The following is a 17844-nucleotide window of genomic DNA, read 5'->3' as shown; positions in this document are numbered from 1 at the left end:
GTCACATGCCTTTCGAGACGAGGCTTGAATAGAGGGCAGCGTAGCGTTCGGCGCTCTTCTCCCAGGAGACATCCGATTTCATGCCTTGCTTTTGCAATTGGGTCCAGAGTTTTCGGTCCGCGTAAAAATGCATCGCACGGCGGATTGCCTGTAGCATGCCCGTTTCCGTCACGGGTGAGAATTGTATGCCGGTTGCCACTTTCGCCGCAAGTGCGGCGTGATTGGCGTCGATCACCGTGTCGTTCAGCCCGCCGGTGCGGGCGACGATCGGCACGCAGCCGTAACGCAGGCCGTAGAGCTGGGTCAGGCCGCAGGGTTCGAAGCGCGATGGGATGATGATCGCGTCGCAGCCGGCCTGCATCAGATGCGACATCGGCTCGTTATAGCCGATCGAGACGCCGATGCGGCCGGGATGGCGGCTGGCGGAGGCAAGCAGCGCGCCTTCAAGCGCCGCTTCGCCGGAGCCGAGCACGACGAGCTTGCCGCCCATGGCGACGATTTCGTCGGCGACGTTGGCGACGATATCCATGCCCTTCTGCCAGGTGAGACGGCTGATGACGCAGAAGATCGGGGCGTCGTCATTGTCGAGATGGAAGAATTCGGCGATCGAGCGTCGGTTCTCCTCACGGCTCTTCAGCGTGGTCGCACCATAATGGGTGTGGACCACAGGATCGGTCGCCGGGTTCCAGATATCGGTGTCGATGCCGTTGACGATGCCGTGCAGATCGTCGATGCGGCTGGCGATGACGCCCTCGAGCCCCATGCCGAATTCCGGCGTCAGGATCTCGTCGGCATAGGTCGGACTGACCGTGGTGATCGCATGGGCGGTCTTCAGGCCGCCCTTGAGGAAGCCGACAGTGCCGTAATATTCGATGCTTTCGGTGGAAAAGGCGTGGGCGGGTAGCCGCAGTCCGGGAAAGATCTCGGAACCGAACTGGCCCTGGAAGGCGATGTTGTGGATGGTCAGCACGCTCGGCAGTTCCGGCGTCGGATAATAGCGCATATAGACCGAGGTCAGCGCCGCCTGCCAGTCGTGGGTGTGGACGAGATCCGGCCGCCAGCCGGGCAGCAGACCGGCAGCGATCTCGGAGGCGGCGAGCGACAGCGCGGCGAAACGCCGCCAGTTGTCGGGATAGTCCTTGCCGAGCGGATCGAGATAGGGACCGCCTGGCCTGTCATAATAGGCCGGCGCATCGAGGATGAGCAGATCGAGGCCCTCGTGCTCAACTTCCAGCACGGTCGCCCGCTCACCGAGCAGGTCGGGGAATTCGAGCCTGACGACGGGGTCGCGAATGACCTTCATGACGCCGGGATAGCCGGGCAGAAGGGTCTTGGTCTCGACCCCGAAGGCTTTCAGGGTAATCGGCAGGGCGCCTGAGACATCGGCCAGGCCCCCTGTCTTGATCAGAGGGAAGACTTCGGACGAAACCGAAAGAACTTTCATAAGTCAGATATCCAGCTTGTCGATCATCGGTTGGGTGATCAGGCAGATGCCGCTCTCCGTCCGCCGGAAGCGCTTGGCGTCGAGCTCGGCATCTTCGCCGACAACAAGGCCTTCCGGAATGACGACGCCATGGTCGATCACGACATTCTTGAGCTGCGCGCGCCGCCCGATCTTCACGTTCGGCAGGATGACCGCTCCTTCCAATTTGGAGAAGGAGTTGGCCCTGACACCGGTAAAGAGCAGGCTGTTGTTGAGGCTGGCGCCCGAGATGATGCAGTCGCCCGACACGACGGAGGAGGTGGCCGAGCCGCGGCGATCCTCGTCGTCATGGACGAATTTCGCCGGCGGGGTGATCTCGGCATAGGTCCAGATCGGCCAGGACTTGTCGTAGATGTCGAGCTCCGGAACGATCGCCGTCAGGTCGATATTGGCCTGCCAATAGGCGTCGATCGTGCCGACGTCGCGCCAGTAGGGCTCGTGCTCGAAATCGGAACGGACGCAGGACTTGGCGAAGCGGTGGGCGACCGCCTTACCGTGTTCGACGATATAGGGGATGATGTCCTTGCCGAAATCGCGGCTCGATGTCGGGTCGGCGGCGTCGCGGCGCAGCGCATCGAGCAGGAACTTGGTGTGGAAGACGTAGATGCCCATCGAGGCGAGGGCGAAATCCGGCTTGTCGGGAATGGGCGGCGGATCGGCCGGCTTCTCGACGAAGGCGATGATCTCGTCCTTGTCGTTGACATGCATGACGCCGAATCCGGTCGCTTCCATGCGCGGCACTTCCAGGCAGCCGATGGTGACGTCGGCGCCGGAATCGACGTGCTGCTGCAGCATCCATTCATAGTCCATCTTGTAGACGTGGTCGCCGGCGAGAATGACCATGTATTCGACACCGTAATCCTCGATGATGTCGATGTTCTGATAGACGGCGTCGGCGGTGCCTTCATACCATTGCGTCTCGGAGACGCGCTGGCTGGCGGGCAGGATGTCGAAGCTCTCGTTGCGCTCGGGGCGGAAGAAGTTCCAGCCGCGCTGCATGTGGCGGATCAGCGAATGCGCCTTGTATTGCGTGGCGACGCCGATGCGGCGGATGCCGGAATTCAGGGCGTTCGATAGGGCGAAATCGATGATGCGGGCCTTGCCGCCGAAATAGACGGCGGGCTTGGCACGCCGGTCGGTGAGTTCCTTGAGACGGCTTCCCCTGCCGCCCGCCAGAACATAAGCCATTGCATCGCGGGCAAGTGGCTGAACGCGTTTTTCTACCATTTTCTCCTCCCACCAGTCACTAATTTTCAGGTTCAAGCATGATTGTCGCCAAGGGCGGCAAGGTGATCGAGCAGGTGATGTTGCCGCCGGCATCGACGGCCTGCACGCGCCCGCCATTGCCCTTGCCGCTGCCGCCATAGATGTCGGCATCGGTGTTCAGGATTTCCCGCCAGCGGCCTGCGGACGGCAGGCGGATCGAGTAGTTCTCGCGGTAGACAGGGGTGAAATTGGTGATGACGGCGACCGGCTTCTGGCCCGGCGCCTTGCGCAGCCAGGCAAAGACGGAATTCTGGTGGTCGTCGGCGACCAGCCATTCGAAGCCTTCGCCCTCGCAGTCACGTTCATGCAGCGCCGGCTTGCTGCGATAGGTGAAATTGAGGTCGCGGACCAGGCGCCGCATGCCCTCGTGCATGCGATACTGAAGCAGGTTCCAGTCGAGCGCCTTCTCCTCGCTCCACTCGCTCCACTGGGCGAATTCCTGGCCCATGAACAAGAGCTTCTTGCCGGGATAGCCCCACATATAGGCGTAATAGGCGCGCAGATTGGCGAATTTCTGCCAGTCGTCGCCCGGCATCTTGGCAATCAGCGAGCCTTTTCCGTGGACGACCTCGTCATGCGAGAGCGGCAGCACGAAATTTTCCGAATAGGCGTAGAGCAGGCCGAAGGTGAGCTCGTTGTGATGGTGTCCGCGGTATATGGGATCGCGCTTCATATAGCTCAGCGTGTCATGCATGAACCCCATGTTCCACTTGAAGCCGAAGCCGAGGCCGCCTTCATGCACGGGCTGCGAGACCTTCGGCCAGGAGGTCGATTCCTCGGCGATGGTCATGACGTTGGAATGATTGCCGTAGATGCGGATATTGAGATCCTGGAGAAAGCGGACCGCCTCGAGGTTCTCGTTGCCGCCATATTCGTTCGGGATCCATTCGCCGTGCTTGCGGGAATAGTCGAGATAGAGCATCGAGGCGACGGCATCGACGCGCAGACCGTCGAGATGGAATTTCTCGGCCCAGTAGAGCGCGTTGTTGACGAGATAGGAAACGACCTCGGTACGGCCGAAATTGTAGATCGCCGTGCTCCAGTCGGGGTGGAATCCCTTGCGCGGGTCTTCGTGCTCGTAGAGCGCCGTGCCGTCGAACCAGCCGAGGCCGTGCTCGTCGGTCGGGAAATGCGCCGGCACCCAGTCGAGGATGACGCCGATGCCGACCTTGTGGCAGCCGTTGACGAAACGGGCAAAGCCTTCCGGCTCGCCGAAACGAGCGGTCGGTGCGTAAAGGCCTGTCGTCTGGTAACCCCAGGAGGGGTCATAGGGATGCTCGGTGATCGGCAGGAATTCGATATGGGTGAAGCCCATGTCGGCGCAATAGGGGATGAGGCTGGAGGCAAGCTCGTCCCAGGAAAGCATCGTGCCGTCCTGCCGGCGCTGCCATGAGGCGGCATGCACCTCGTAGATCGAGATAGGCTGGCGGCGCTTATCGGTCTCGCGCCAGTGCTTCAGATGGGCTTCGTCCTCCCAGTCCTGTATCAGATCGGCAGCGGTGATGGAGGCCGTCTTCGGCCGCAGCTCGCTGCGGCGGGCGAATGGATCGGCCTTCAGCGGCAGCAATACGCCATCCTTGCCGCGGATCTCGAACTTGTAGGCGACGCCGACCGGCACATCAGGGGCAAAGATTTCCCAGATGCCGCTGTCGGCGCGGAAGCGCATGACGTGGCGGCGGCCGTCCCAATTGTTGAAATCACCGACGACGGAGACGCGCTGCGCATTCGGGGCCCAGACGGCGAAATGGATGCCCTGGGCGCCGTCATGCTTGATGAGGTGGGCGCCCATCTTGTCGAACAGGCGCAGGTCCGAGCCCTCACGGGCAAAATAATCGTCCATCGGCCCGAGTACCGGACCGAAGCTGTAGGGGTCGGTAACAGCCCATTCGGCATCGCCACGCCGGGCGCGGTAACGCACCGGCTGGAGCTTTACGAGGGAAACCGGGCCGGCGAAGACGCCGTCGGCATGGAGCTGTTTCAGCTCACCGATGACGCCGCCGTCGAGCGTCATGGCGGTCACTTCCTCTGCGCCCGGAATGAAACAGCGGGCGACGAAGGCGTCGCCGGCCTGGTGCACACCGAGGACGGCAAAGGGATTGGAATGCGAGCCGGCAAGGATCGCCGCGATTTCATCTGCCGAAATTTCCCAGGAAAGCTTTACTTCAGGGACGGTTTTCGGCGTTTTCATCCGGCTCTCCAGATTTCGTCTGCATATTGCCTGATCGTACGGTCGGAAGAGAACCAGCCCATCCGCGCCGTATTGTTGATCGTCTTGGTGTACCAGGCGGACTGGTTGGTCCAGATCTGGTCGACTTCGCGCTGAGCCTGGGCGTAGGCGTCGAAATCGGCGGCGACCATGAACCAGTCATGCGAATAGATGCCGTCGATCAGCGCCGTGTAGCGATTGCGGTCATCGGGCGAGAAGACGCCGGAGCCGATGGCGGCGAGCGCCTGCGCGAGTTCGCGCGACCCCTCGATGATGGCGCGGGGGTTGTGGCCGTCGCTGCGGACCTTCGACACCTCGTCGGCCTTGAGGCCGAAGATGACGATGTTGTCCTCGCCGACATTGTCGCGCATCTCGACATTGGCGCCGTCGAGCGTGCCGATCGTCAGCGCGCCGTTGAGGCCGAACTTCATGTTGCCGGTGCCGGATGCTTCCATGCCGGCGGTCGAGATCTGCTCGGAGAGGTCGGCGGCCGGAACCATAACTTCGGCGAGCGAGACGTTATAGTTCGGCACGAAGACGACCTTCAGCAGGCCGCGGACCGACGGGTCGTTGTTGATCGTGCGGGCGACGTCGTTGATCAGCTTGATGATCAGCTTGGCATTGTAATAACTCGGCGCCGCTTTGCCGGCGAAGAGCTTGACGCGCGGCACCCAGTCGAGCTCGGGATGCGAGCGGATTTGGTCATAGAGCGCGACGGCCTCGATAATGTTCAGCAACTGGCGCTTGTATTCGTGGATGCGCTTGATCTGGATGTCGAACATCGCCGAGGGATCAAGCTTGACGCCCATGCGGCTGGCGACGAGATTGGAGAGCGCCACCTTGTTGGCGCGCTTCACCGCAGCGAATTTCTGCTGGAAGGTCGGGTCGGAGGCGAACTTGTCGAGCGGCGTCAGCTTCTCGGCATCGTCAAGGAATTCGTCGCCGATCGCCTCGCGGATCAGGCCGGTGAGACCGGGATTGCATTGCTGCAGCCAGCGGCGTGGCGTGATGCCGTTGGTCTTGTTGTTGATGCGATCGGGATAGAGCTTGTGCAGGTCGGCAAAAACCGTGACCTTCATCAGGTCGGTGTGCAGCGCCGAGACGCCGTTGATCGAGTGCGAGCCGACGAAGGCGAGGTTGCCCATGCGCACGCGGCGATCGCCGCTTTCGTCGATCAGCGAGATCGAGCGGATTTCCCCATCGGAGAAATTCTTGCCCTTGCGGGCATCGATCAGGATCTTGGCGTTGATCGCGTAGACGATCTGCATGTGGCGCGGCAGCAGGCGCTCGAACAACGGCACCGGCCAGCTTTCCAGCGCTTCGGGCAGAAGCGTGTGGTTGGTGTAGGAGAAGGTGCGGCGGGTGATGTCCCAGGCCTGGTCGAAATCCATGCCGTGTACGTCACAGAGCAGGCGCACGAGTTCGGCGACCGCGACCGCGGGATGGGTGTCGTTCAGCTGGATCGCCACCTTATCAGGCAACGAGGTGAAATCGTCATATTGCTGCAGATGGCGGCGAAGGATATCCTGCAGCGAGGCCGACGAGAAGAAGAACTCCTGGCGTAGACGCAACTCCTGGCCCGCAGGCGTGGCGTCGGCGGGGTAGAGAACCCGGGTCAGGCTTTCGGCCTTGTTGCTTTCGCGCAGCGCGCCGATGTGGTCGCCGGCGTTGAAGGCATCGAGCAGGATCGGATCGATCGGCTGCGCCGACCAGAGGCGTAGCGTGTTGACGCGCTTGCCGCGCCAGCCGACGGCCGGTGTGTCGAAGGCGGCGGCAATGACGCGCTCGGCCGGCTTCCAAACGTAGCGCGGCTGATCGTCATGGGTGGTGACGAATTCGACGGCGCCACCGAAGCCGATTTCATAGGAACTCTCGCGGCGCTCGAACTCCCAGGGATTGCCGTGGGCCAGCCAGTTCTCCGGCAGCTCCACCTGCCAGCCGTCGGCCATCTGCTGGCGGAACAGGCCGTGGACATAGCGGATGCCGTAGCCATAGGCCGGAACGTCGACGGTTGCCATGCTTTCCATGAAACAGGCGGCCAGGCGGCCGAGGCCGCCATTGCCGAGCGCGGCATCCGGCTCAAGACCGGCGATCACATTGACGTCGACGCCGAGCGAGGCAAGCGCATCGCGTACCTCTTCCATCAGGCCGAGGTTCGAGACGGCGTCGCGCATCAGGCGGCCGATCAGGAATTCGAGGGAAAGATAATAGACGCGCTTGGCGCCGGTTGCATAAACCTCGCGGGTGGAGGCCATCCACCGATCGATGATGCGGTCGCGGACCACCAGGATCGTCGCCGTCAGCCAGTCATGCGGCTTTGCCACCTTGGCGTCCTTGCCGATGCGGTAGGTCAGGCGTTCGATGATTTCTTCGGCGAGAATTTCCGGCCTTGAACTGCGGGGAGCGGGAGAGGGGATAACCGGCTTGGAAACGGTATTCATGGTCTGATCTCGCCAATTTTAATTTGGTTTCAGGATGTTATGCCTGATTTAATCGATTTGTCGCGTGTGTCAGCGACAGTTTATGCATCGTTAGTAAGCACTTGCAACAAGGGATTTGGACAAACGAATAATTTGCGAAACCTTCATAATCAGCGGGTTCGAGGAGATTGATTACAATCACTTTTCCCGATCTGATGCGTGGGACAGCGATAACGAAAAGCCGCGCCGGTTTGTTCCGGCGCGGCTTTTCCTTTGCCCTTTTTCGCAGCGGTATGCTCAGTTCGTCAGACGTGTCAGCTGAGCGGAGGCTTTCGCACCGATCGCCTGAAAGGCCGCAAGGAGGTCTTCCATTTTTTCAGCCTGGAAATAATGGGAGTCGTCTGAGGCGCAATAATGCAACAGCGCCTGTCCGCCTGCGGGTGCCATAAAGGCAATCGTATAGATTTCAATGCCTTTAGATTTCGCGTCGTCGCATGTCTTCTTCGTCGCGGTGTCGTAGGAACGGCCGCCGCTGCTATCATTGTTATTGTCGCCGTCCGTCATAAACACGATGTACTTCTTGGGCACTTGCCCGGTCTTCTGCAGGTGGGCGGCGTCTTCGGCGTCATTGCCCGCGGCGTTCTTGGCGGTGAGAGACGTGTAAGCCGTGTTCACTGCGCCGCTTGAATTCGTGCCACCTCCCGACTGAAGCGCGTTGACATAGCTCGTGACAGCGGTGGTTCCCCAAGCGAGCTTACTCGGCGTGTACTCAACGAGATCGTAGGATACCGCGCCTGTGCGCACATATTCGGCATTGGGATCCGCGCTATTGAGCTGATCAAAAAGATTGCCGGCAGCGAGCTTCAGTGCTTCTATTTTTGTATAATAACGCGTACGCGTGCCGGTGCAGGTGTCGTAGATTGTCGTCTTACCGTTTTGGTTGAGGTGAGGGTTGCATTTATAGGTGTATGATTCCGTCGTGACGGTGGCGGTAGGCTCTCCCATCGACCCCGATTTATCGAGTGCGAGGAACATAGAGATCGAGCCTTGGGTCTGTGAGTGACCACCGACCGTCGTGCCAGAGGTCGAGAGATGCTGTGTCTTGAAGCCAACCGCCTGCATCAGCGGATTGACCGTGAGGTCGTAACTCGGCGAAACCGTTACCTGGTAGGATGTCGATTTGCCCGATGTCGTTGTTTGGACATTCACACCCGTCGAGCTCTTGATATCGGTGCCGCTCTGCAGATAGTTCGCCATCTGCCCCGCGACGAAATTCCGTGCAAACGTTTCGGCCTCAGCGGTTGAGATCGTGCCGTTCGCCAGCGCGGTGGCGGTGGCGAGCGCCGCCGAATCAGCGGCTTCCTGCAACTGCTGTTTCGACAGCAGCATATCGCCGACCTGGATCGCCATGCCGGCTGCACCGAAAAGAACGGGCAGCAGGATAGCCGTCATCATGCCGAAATTGCCGCCACGGTCGCGCAACATGCGACGCAGGCAGGGATGCAAAGAGGAGGTGCTCATCATGTTCACCCGAAATGGACCCTGTGGGTTACATTAGGCATCGCTACTTCTTTACGCCGTCCTTACGGCGTCCATTCAATTCTAACGAATCGGCGGATTTTTCCAGTTTTGGGATTATTTCAGCGGGATCACGTCGACCGCCTGGACGGCGCGCTGGCCGCCATAGCTTTTCAATACGCCTATCACGGGAACGACGTCGGAATAGTCCCGGCCATAGGCGACGACGATGTGGTCGGTGCCGGCGGGGATGTCGTTGGTCGGGTCCAGCTCGATCCAGCCGATCGTTTCGCCGCACCAAATCCTGACCCAGGCATGCATGGCATCAGCCCCTTCCAGCCGTTCCTTGCCCGGTGGCGGGATGGTGCGCAGGAAACCGGAGACATAGCCGGCCGGAATGCCGAGGCTTCGGAGCGCCAGGATCATGATGTGAGTGAAATCCTGGCAGACGCCGCGTTTCAGCCTGAACGCTTCGAGCGGCGTCGTGTCCACCGTCGTCGCCTCGGGGTCGTAGGTGAAGTCCTTGTTGATGCGGGCGCAGAGCGCATGGGCGATCTGCATCGCCGTCAGACCGGGCACGGCGCAGCTTCGGGCATAGTCGCTGATCTCGCGCGCTTGAACCAGGCGCGGGCTGTCGCCGAGGAAGTGATGCGGCGAATCCGGCGCCAGCGACCAGATGCCGGATATCTCCTCCGGCAGATCGGCAAGCAGCGGCGAGAAATCGGCGGCGATCGGCTGGCTTTCCACCTGCACGCGGGCCTGCATGCGAATGTCGAGCGTCTCGTGCGGCGCGCGCAGCATGAACGAGGTGGCGGGATGATCGAAGAAATCGACGAAATGCGACTGCTCGTCCGGCGTCGGGGAAATGGTGATCGAGCCGGCCACCAGGCGTTGTCGGTTGGTCAGCGACAGCGGCATCAAGCGCATGATGTGGCGGGCGCCGGAGGCCGGCACATCGTAGCTGTAACCCATGCGGAGAGTGAGATCGTAGAGCATTGATGTCACCCGAGATAGGTCTGGGCGAGCAGATCGGAAAGCTGTTCCAATTCCCGTTCGAGCCGTTGATAGACCTCGACCCCCATGCCCTCCGGCGTCATCACCGCCAGACCGGAATGGAGCCGCATCGCCTCGCGATAAAAGGGCGACATCTGGCCATTGATCAGGGCATTCGGCAGCTGTTCGACCTCGTGATGGATCTCGTTCACCTGGAAGAGCACGGAGCGGGGGTTGAGGGGATCGAGCGCCAGCAAGTCGGTGACGGTCAGCCGGGCCGTGTTGACGTTGTAGCGGCGGCGGTGGGTCATGACGCTGTCGCCGATCTCGAGCAGCATGTCGAGCGCGCCGTCGGGCGCTTCCGGGCCGGACATGTGGCCGAGCAGCCGGGTCATATGCAGGCCGCGCTCGATGTAGCGGCCGAGCGAGAGGAAGCGCCAGCCCATGAAACGGTACATGTTTTCGTGCACGAGGCCGGCGAAACCCGCGAGCTTGCGCAGAAGGATCGTCATTGCGTGGCTGGCGTCGTCGCCGGCAGAGACGCTGACGTGGAAGCGGCGGGCGGTCTTGGCGAGATCGTTGAGCGCCAGCCAGCCGTCCGGCGAGAAACGGTCGCGAATATTGCTCGCCGAATAAACGGCGCTGTCGATGTTGCGCAGGAGCCTTTCCGGCACGGGTTCGGCGGTATCGATATCGACGGCCGCGAGATATTCGGAGACGTCGGCGAGCAGCGGCTGGCTCGGATCGGCGGCTTCGGCGAAACGTGCATGCCAGGCGCGCAGGATGCGCAGGGCCCCCTCGGCGCGCTCGATATAGCGGCCGAGCCAGAACAGGTTGTCGGCCGCCCGGCTCGGCAGGCTGCCCGGCATGTTGCGGGTGAAGCTGCCCTCAGCCGGCAGCAGCGTGTGGCGCTCGACCGGCTTGTCGCTGACGATCCAGACGTCGGCGGCGGCTCCGCCCGACTGCATGGCGATCGCCGCGACATCGGCGCCCGAGCCGATGCGGGCAAAACCGCCGGGCATGATCTGCCAGCCGTTTGCCGTGCGGGCGGCGAAGACGCGCAGCGACATCGGCCGCGGCACGAGCTTGCCGTCCACCCAGGCCGGCGTCGTCGAGAGCGTCACGACCTCCTGTCCCACAAGTTTCGGGCCGTCCGAACGCAGCCAATCGGTAATGGAATCCTTGGCGGTCGCGCGCAGCGACGCGCCGAGCACGGATTCGCCGTTGTCGTCGAAGAAGGGGGCTCGGGAATAGGCCGGGCCGATCACCATCTTCTCGATATTCTTTGCGACGTGCTCGCGCTCTTCCTTCTGGCCGCACCACCAGGTGGCGATCGAAGGCAGTTGCAGATCCTGCCCCAACAAACGGCGACAGATGGTCGGCATGAAGGCCAGAAGCGCCCGGGTCTCGAGAACCCCGGTACCGAGCGCATTGACGATGGTGACGCTTTCGGCGCGCAACGCTTCGACGAGGCCGGGCGTGCCGATATGCGAATTCTGGTTCAGTTCCAGCGGGTCGGCAAAGGCCGAATCGAGGCGGCGCCAGAGCACGCCGATCGGCTTCAGGCCGGCGACGGTGCGCACCATGACGCGGCCCTTGACGACGGTGAGGTCCTCGCCCTCGAGCAGCATGAAGCCGAGATAACGGGCGATGTAGGCGTGCTCGTAATAGGTCTCGTTGGCCGGCCCCGGCGTCAGCACGGCGATGCGGTCGTCGCCCGAATGTTTCATGCCCTGCAGCGCGTCGCGGAAGGCGCCGAAGAAGGAGGCGAGGCGATGGACGGGGGTTTCGGCGTAGATATCCGAGAAGGCGCGGGTCGTGGCGACGCGGTTTTCCAGTGCGAAACCGGCGCCTGACGGCGCCTGCGTCCGGTCGGCCAGCACCCACCAATTGCCATCGGGCCCGCGGCCGATCTCGAAGGCGCAGAAATGCAGATAGTGGCCGGAGGCCGGCCGGATGCCGGTGAGCGGGCGCTGGAATTCGGGATTGGCGGCAATCAGCGCCGGCGGCAGCACCCCTTCTTCCACCAGCCGGTTGGCGCCGTAGATATCGGCGACGATCGCCTCCAGCAGGTCGGCGCGCTGGACGAGGCCCGCCGAAAGCGTCTGCCATTCACGCTCGTCGATCAGCACCGGGATATGCGAGATCGGCCAGGCGCGTTCACCGGTGCCCTTGCTGCCGTAGGCGCGGTAGAAGACGCCGGCATCGCGCAGGTAGCGGTCGGCGCGGGCGAAACGTTCGGCGAGATCCTTTTCCGGCATTACGCCGAGATGCGAGAGGAAACGCTGCCAGACCGGGCGGACGACGCCTTTATTGTCGACCATCTCGTCGGCGATGCCAGGAATCGGCGCATAGTCGAAGGCCGCATCCTTGCCGATGCGGTCCTCTGCCTCTCCCCTGCGCTCAACTGCCGGCCTCTTACCCATCAAAACCCAAGCCTTAAACCCCCGGCCTTAACCTCAGCCTCACCCGAGGCCTTAAATTCCGGCGGGCCGCCGCAGATCCAGCGTCAGCGGGAATTCAAGCGAACCCGTTTCGGCGCGCGGGATATACCCGCCTGCCGTATGTCCCCACGGCTCGAAGCGGGCGAGCCGCCTTGCTTCCGCCTCGTTGCCGTTGACCGGGAAGGTGTCATAGGTCCGGCCGCCCGGATGGGCAACATGATAGATGCAGCCGCCGATCGAACGCTTCGACCATGTATCATAAATGTCAAAAGTCAAAGGTGTGTTGATCGGCAGGACGGGATGCAGGCCGGAGGCCGGCTGCCATGCCTTGTAACGGACGCCGGCGACCGACACACCCGACGTGCCGGTCGGCGTCAGCGGCAGCATGCGGCCATTGCAGGTGACGGTGTAGCGCGCCGTATTGCTGGTTTCGAGCCGGACCTGAAGGCGCTCGACGGAGCTGTCGACGTAGCGCACCGTGCCGCCCGGCGCGCCTTCCTCGCCCATGACATGCCAAGGCTCCAGCGCCTGGCGCAATTCGAGCTTCGAGCCCTCGTATTCGACCTCGCCGCAGAAGGGGAAGCGGAATTCGAGCTGGGCCTTGAACCATTCCGGGCTGAGATCGAAGCCGCTTTCGCGGAGGTCGGCAAGCACGTCGAGGAAATCGGCCCAGACGAAATGCGGCAGCATGAAACGGTCGTGCAGGGTCGTGCCCCAGCGGACGAATTTGCCGTCGACCGGGTTGATCCAGAAGCGGGCAATCAGCGCACGCACCAGCAATTGCTGGGCAAGCGACATCCGCGCGTTCGGCGGCATTTCGAAGCCGCGAAACTCGATCAGACCGAGCCGTCCGGTCGGGCCGTCGGGCGAGAACAGCTTGTCGATGCAGATCTCGGCGCGGTGGGTATTGCCGGTGACATCGGTCAACAGATTGCGGAACAGGCGGTCGACGAGCCAGGGCAGCGGTTGCTGGCCGCGGCCGGGGGCAGCGATCTGCGCCATGGCGATCTCCAGCTCGTACAAGCTGTCGTGACGAGCCTCGTCGATGCGCGGCGCCTGGCTGGTCGGGCCGATGAACATGCCGGAGAAGAGGTAGGAGAGCGAGGGGTGGCGCTGCCAGTGGAGGACGGTGCTCTTCAGGAGATCGGGACGGCGCAGGAAGGGGCTGTTGTTCGGATTGGCGCTGCCGACGACGACATGGTTGCCGCCGCCGGTGCCGGTGTGGCGGCCGTCGATCATGAATTTGTCGGCCCCGAGCCGGGTGGCGCGCGCCTCCTCGTAGATCGCCGTGGTGATGTCGACGCATTCCTTCCAGTTCGAGGCCGGATGGATGTTGACCTCGATGACGCCGGGATCCGGGGCGACGCGGATGACGTTGATGCGTTCGTCCTGCGGCGGCGGGTAACCTTCGATGTGGACGGCAAGCTTGAGCTCGGCGGCGGCGTTTTCGGCGGCGGCGATCAGCTCGAGATAATCCTCGATGCGCTCGACCGGCGGCATGAAGACGCAGAGCCTGCCGTCGCGCGGCTCGACCGACATGGCGGTGCGCACGGCGCCGCCGATGTCGCCGAGCGTCTGTTCGATTCGGCCGCGATGGTTCTCGTCGGCGTGGAAGGAGGCTTCCGGCATGGCGCGGCCGGCCGGTACGAAGACATCGGGCAGCGGTTGACGCGGGATGGTCGGATCGGCGGGGTGGATATAGGGGTAACGTGCCGGGGGGACATAGGGCAGCGTGCCGAGCGGCAGGCGGTAACCGATCGGGCTGTCACCCGGAACGAGGAAGATCTTGCCGCGGCGGGTGCGCCATTTCTCGCTGACCCAGACCCGGGCTTCAGCCGCCTTGGCGTTCCATGCCTGGACCGGAAGGATGTAACCCGTGGGGACGGTGAGACCGCGATCGAAAACGCGGGCGATGCGGTTGCGTTCCTCGGGATCCTTCAGTTTCGAATTCGACGGATCGACGTTTTCGGGAAGATTGCCCTCTTTGATGATCCAGTCGGCAGTATCCTCATAGGCCGGCTGCACCATCTCAGGCTTGATTGCCAGCTCTTTTGCGATCGCCGTCAGGAGCTTCTCGGCATCCTCGGCCGCAACGCCGGTATCCTTGCCTTCGGCGGCCACCAGATCAAGGTTCTGCCAGATGGGTTTGCCGTCGCGGCGCCAGTAGAGCGAGAAGGTCCAGCGCGGCAGGCTTTCACCCGGATACCATTTGCCCTGGCCGTAATGCAGGAAGCCGCCGGGGGCGAAGCGTTCCTGCAGCCGGCGGATCAGGCTGTCTGCCTTTTCGCGCTTGGTCGGGCCGACGGCGGCGGTGTTCCATTCCTCGGACTGGAAATCGTCGATCGAAACGAAGGTCGGCTCGCCGCCCATCGTCAGATGCACGTCCTCGGCTTCGAGGACGCGATCGACCTTCTCGCCGAGTTCGTTGAGTTCGTCCCAACTTTCATCGGAGAAGGGCTTGGTGATGCGCGGATGTTCGGCGACGCGCGAGACCTTCATGTCGAAGGCGAATTCGGTTTCGGCCTCGCCGAAATAGCCGCCGGAGATCGGCGCGGCGTTGCGGTAATGCGGCGTGGCGGCCAGCGGGATATGGCTTTCGCCGGTCAAGAGGCCCGAGGTCGGATCGAGGCCGACCCAGCCGGCGCCGGGCAGATAGACCTCCGCCCAGGCATGCAGGTCGGTGAAATCGACTTCGGTGCCGGAGGGGCCGTCGAGCGCCTTCAGATCAGGCGTCAGCTGGATGAGATAGCCGGAGACGAAGCGGGCGGCCAGGCCGAGATGACGAAGGATCTGGACGAGCAGCCAGCTGGTGTCGCGGCAGGAGCCCTTGGCGCTTTCCAGGGTTTCCTCCGGTGTCTGCACGCCGGTTTCCAGGCGGATGACGTAGCCGATCTGCCGCTGCAGGCGGGCATTGAGGCCGACGACCATATCGACCGTCGGCTGGCCGGGCGACCAGTCGAGCGTCGGAAGCAGCGCCTTCAAGCGCGGACCGGCCGGCTCCGGCGTCATGTAGATCGACAGATCCTCCTGGATCGTTTCAGGGTATCCGAACGGCCACTTGGTCGCCTCTTCCTCGACGAAGAAGTCGAAGGGATTATAGACCGTCATGTCGGCGACGAGATCGACTTCGATCTTGAACTCCGTCACCGGATCCGGAAAGACGTAGCGGGCGAGGTAATTGCCGTAAGGGTCTTGCTGCAGGTTGACGAAATGGTTGGAGGGCGTGACCTTCAGCGAGTGGCTGAGCACCCGTGTCTTCGAATGCGAGGCCGGTTTCAGCCGGATGATCTGGGGACCGAGGCGGACCGGCTTGTCATAAGTGTAGTGGGTCAGATGATAGATGCTGGCTTTGATCGACATATTTCTCTTTTTATCCGGCGCGCATCGTCGTGCGGCTTGCTGTTCCCAAAATCAGTGTGTGCAATGCAGCGAGAGAAAGCAAGGAGGGTTGAAGCTTTTACGCCGACTTGGCGAAAGTGACGGCCGCCTTCAGGCCCTTGCCGTTCGGCCCCGGCTCCAGCGTCAGGTCGGCATTGAACAGATTGGCGATTTCTTCGACGATCGGCAGGCCGAGGCCGGCGCCGGGCGCACCTGTTTCGTTGCCGCGCGAAAAACGCCCCCGCACCGCCTCCAGCTTGTTGCGTGGTATGCCGGGGCCGTTGTCCTCGACTTCGAGGCGGATCGTCTCTGATGCTGCGATGATGCGGACGGTGACCTCGGCCCCCTCGCCGGCATAGGCGATGGCATTTCCGGCAAGGTTGCGCAGCATTTCGCCGATCAGCAGCGGCTCGGCGCGGATCATCGCCGGGCTCTCGCCCTCGAAGCCGAGATCAATGCCGGCGACGGCAGCCGTCGGGATCTGCTCACCGGTGATTTCCTGGGCGATGGCGGTGAGATCGATGGCAGACGCGGTCAGCGCTTCCTTGGCGGTGGCAGCGTCGATCTTTGCCATCAGCAGCAGCTGGGCGAGGATGCGCTCGGCATGCGCCACGGCCTGGTCGCCCTTCAGCGCTGCCGCCTGCGCCTCGTCAAGCGAGCCGGCGCGGGCGGAGAGGGCAAGCTGGGTGCGGATGATCGCCAGCGGCGTGCGCAGCTGATGGCTGGCATTGCCGGTGAAATGGCGCAGCGCATCGAGCGCCGATTGCAGGCGGACCATGAAGGAATTCACTGTATCCACAAGCGGCTCGACCTCGCTCGGCACGATCTCTTCGATCGGATGCAGGTCATCGGGGCTGCGTTCGCCGATGGCGTCGCCGAGCTTATAGAGCGGGCGCAGAGCGACCGTGACCGAGATCCAGACGATGACGGCCGCACCCGCGATCATGAAGGCGAGACGCAGCGCCGAGCGAATGAGGATCGCCCGCGCCAGCTGGCGGCGGGCGATGGTGGTTTCGGCGACTGTCACCACGAAGGGCACGGAGCGGATGCCTGTCGAGGCGGAGCGTTCGAGGGTGGCGACGCGGATCGGCTCGCCGCGGAAGGTGTCGTCGGCGAAGGCGGCGGCATTGGGGGGCGTCTTTTTCAGGACCGGCAGCGACTGGTAGCCGGTGATGAATTGGCCCGGCGGCCCGTCGACGCGGTAGAAGACGCGGTCCTGGGCGGCCGAGGTCAGCATTTCAAGCGCGACATAGGGAATGTCGACCTGCAAAGTGCCGTCCTCGGCGACGACGACGCGTTCGGCGATCGCCAGCGCGGAGCCGGCAAGCACGCGGTCGGAGACGATGTTCGAGGTCTGGACGGCCTCGCGATAGGTGTCTGCGAGCGCCAGCGTGCCGATCACGGCGGTGGAGACGAGCAGCCAGAAGAGCAGCCGGCGCCTGAGGGAATAGGCGGCTTTCATGAGGCCTCGGGCAGCTTGTCGAGATAATAGCCGATGCCGCGGGCGGTCTTGACCGTCAGGCCGTGCGGCGAGAGGCGTTTCCTCAGGCGGCTGACATATTGCTCGATGGCATTGGCTGAAATGTCGTCGTCGAAGGCCGTCAGCGACTGGATGATCGCTTCCTTGGCGACGACCTTGCCGGCCCGCATGAACAGGATTTCGAGCAACCCAAGCTCGCGGGCGGGAATATCGAGGGGTGTCGCGCCTGATGAAAAGGTGCGGGAGTTGAGGTCGAAGGAGATGCCGCCGAAGCCGACGGTCGCCGAACGCAGCCCGGCCTGGCGGCGCAGAAGCACGCGCACGCGGGCCTCGAATTCGGCGATGTCGAAGGGTTTGATCAGATAATCGTCGGCGCCGAGATCGAGACCTTTCACCCGTTCTTCCGGCGTGCCGCGTGCCGTCAGGATGAGGACGGCTGCCTGGTTCTGCCGGGCGCGCATGGCGCGCAGTACGTCGAGCCCGTCCATCTCGGGCAGGTTGAGGTCGAGAATGACAAGATCGAAATTTTCCGCGGCGATGACCGCATTGGCGGATGCGCCGTCATGGACGACATCGACGGCATGGCCCGTACCGCGCAAGATCGCCGACAGGCCGTCGGCCAGCGCGATATTGTCTTCGGTGAGCAGAATACGCAC

At 62.9% G+C, this 17844-nt stretch carries 10 protein-coding genes; all 10 read right to left on the bottom strand.

Features of this window, described 5'->3' with window-relative positions; translation table 11 throughout:
• Position 1: 1 nt before the first annotated feature.
• Complete coding sequence (gene glgA / locus QMO82_RS19735) at positions 2-1444, bottom strand: glycogen synthase GlgA (RefSeq protein WP_183609493.1); 1443 nt, start codon at positions 1442-1444, stop codon at positions 2-4.
• A gap of 3 nt (positions 1445-1447) precedes the next feature.
• Entirely contained in the window at positions 1448-2710 is a 1263-nt protein-coding gene (gene glgC, locus QMO82_RS19730) for a glucose-1-phosphate adenylyltransferase (RefSeq protein ID WP_183609494.1), read from the bottom strand.
• Between the two features lie 19 nt (positions 2711-2729).
• Positions 2730-4937 carry a 1,4-alpha-glucan branching protein GlgB gene (gene glgB / locus QMO82_RS19725; RefSeq protein WP_183609495.1) on the bottom strand — a complete coding sequence of 736 codons (2208 nt, stop codon included), beginning with the start codon at positions 4935-4937 and terminating at the stop codon, positions 2730-2732.
• Positions 4934-7396: a glycogen/starch/alpha-glucan phosphorylase gene (locus QMO82_RS19720; protein WP_183609496.1), complete on the bottom strand. Its 2463-nt coding sequence runs from the start codon at positions 7394-7396 to the stop codon at positions 4934-4936. The genes glgB and QMO82_RS19720 overlap by 4 nt, the downstream gene beginning before the upstream one ends.
• Positions 7397-7672: 276 nt before the next feature.
• Positions 7673-8896 carry a TadE/TadG family type IV pilus assembly protein gene (locus tag QMO82_RS19715; protein ID WP_183609497.1) on the bottom strand — a complete coding sequence of 408 codons (1224 nt, stop codon included), beginning with the start codon at positions 8894-8896 and terminating at the stop codon, positions 7673-7675.
• A gap of 114 nt (positions 8897-9010) precedes the next feature.
• Positions 9011-9889 (bottom strand): transglutaminase family protein, encoded by an 879-nt coding sequence (locus tag QMO82_RS19710; RefSeq protein WP_183609498.1) that lies wholly within the window; start codon positions 9887-9889, stop codon positions 9011-9013.
• Between the two features lie 5 nt (positions 9890-9894).
• Positions 9895-12312, bottom strand: coding sequence for a circularly permuted type 2 ATP-grasp protein (locus QMO82_RS19705; protein WP_183609499.1), 2418 nt, complete (start codon positions 12310-12312; stop codon positions 9895-9897).
• A 51-nt stretch (positions 12313-12363) separates the two neighbouring features.
• Positions 12364-15690, bottom strand: coding sequence for a DUF2126 domain-containing protein (locus tag QMO82_RS19700; protein ID WP_183609500.1), 3327 nt, complete (start codon positions 15688-15690; stop codon positions 12364-12366).
• 97 nt (positions 15691-15787) lie between these two features.
• On the bottom strand, positions 15788-17170 hold the full coding sequence (locus tag QMO82_RS19695; protein ID WP_183609501.1) for a sensor histidine kinase: 1383 nt from the start codon (positions 17168-17170) through the stop codon (positions 15788-15790).
• Positions 17167-17844, bottom strand: coding sequence for a response regulator transcription factor (locus QMO82_RS19690; RefSeq protein WP_003542898.1), 678 nt, complete (start codon positions 17842-17844; stop codon positions 17167-17169). The genes QMO82_RS19695 and QMO82_RS19690 overlap by 4 nt, the downstream gene beginning before the upstream one ends.

Origin of the sequence: Rhizobium sp. BT04, assembly GCF_030053135.1 — a bacterium.
GTDB lineage: Bacteria > Pseudomonadota > Alphaproteobacteria > Rhizobiales > Rhizobiaceae > Rhizobium > Rhizobium binxianense.
Note: the sequence above shows the minus strand (reverse complement) of the source record. Positions and strands in the feature narration are given on the sequence as shown.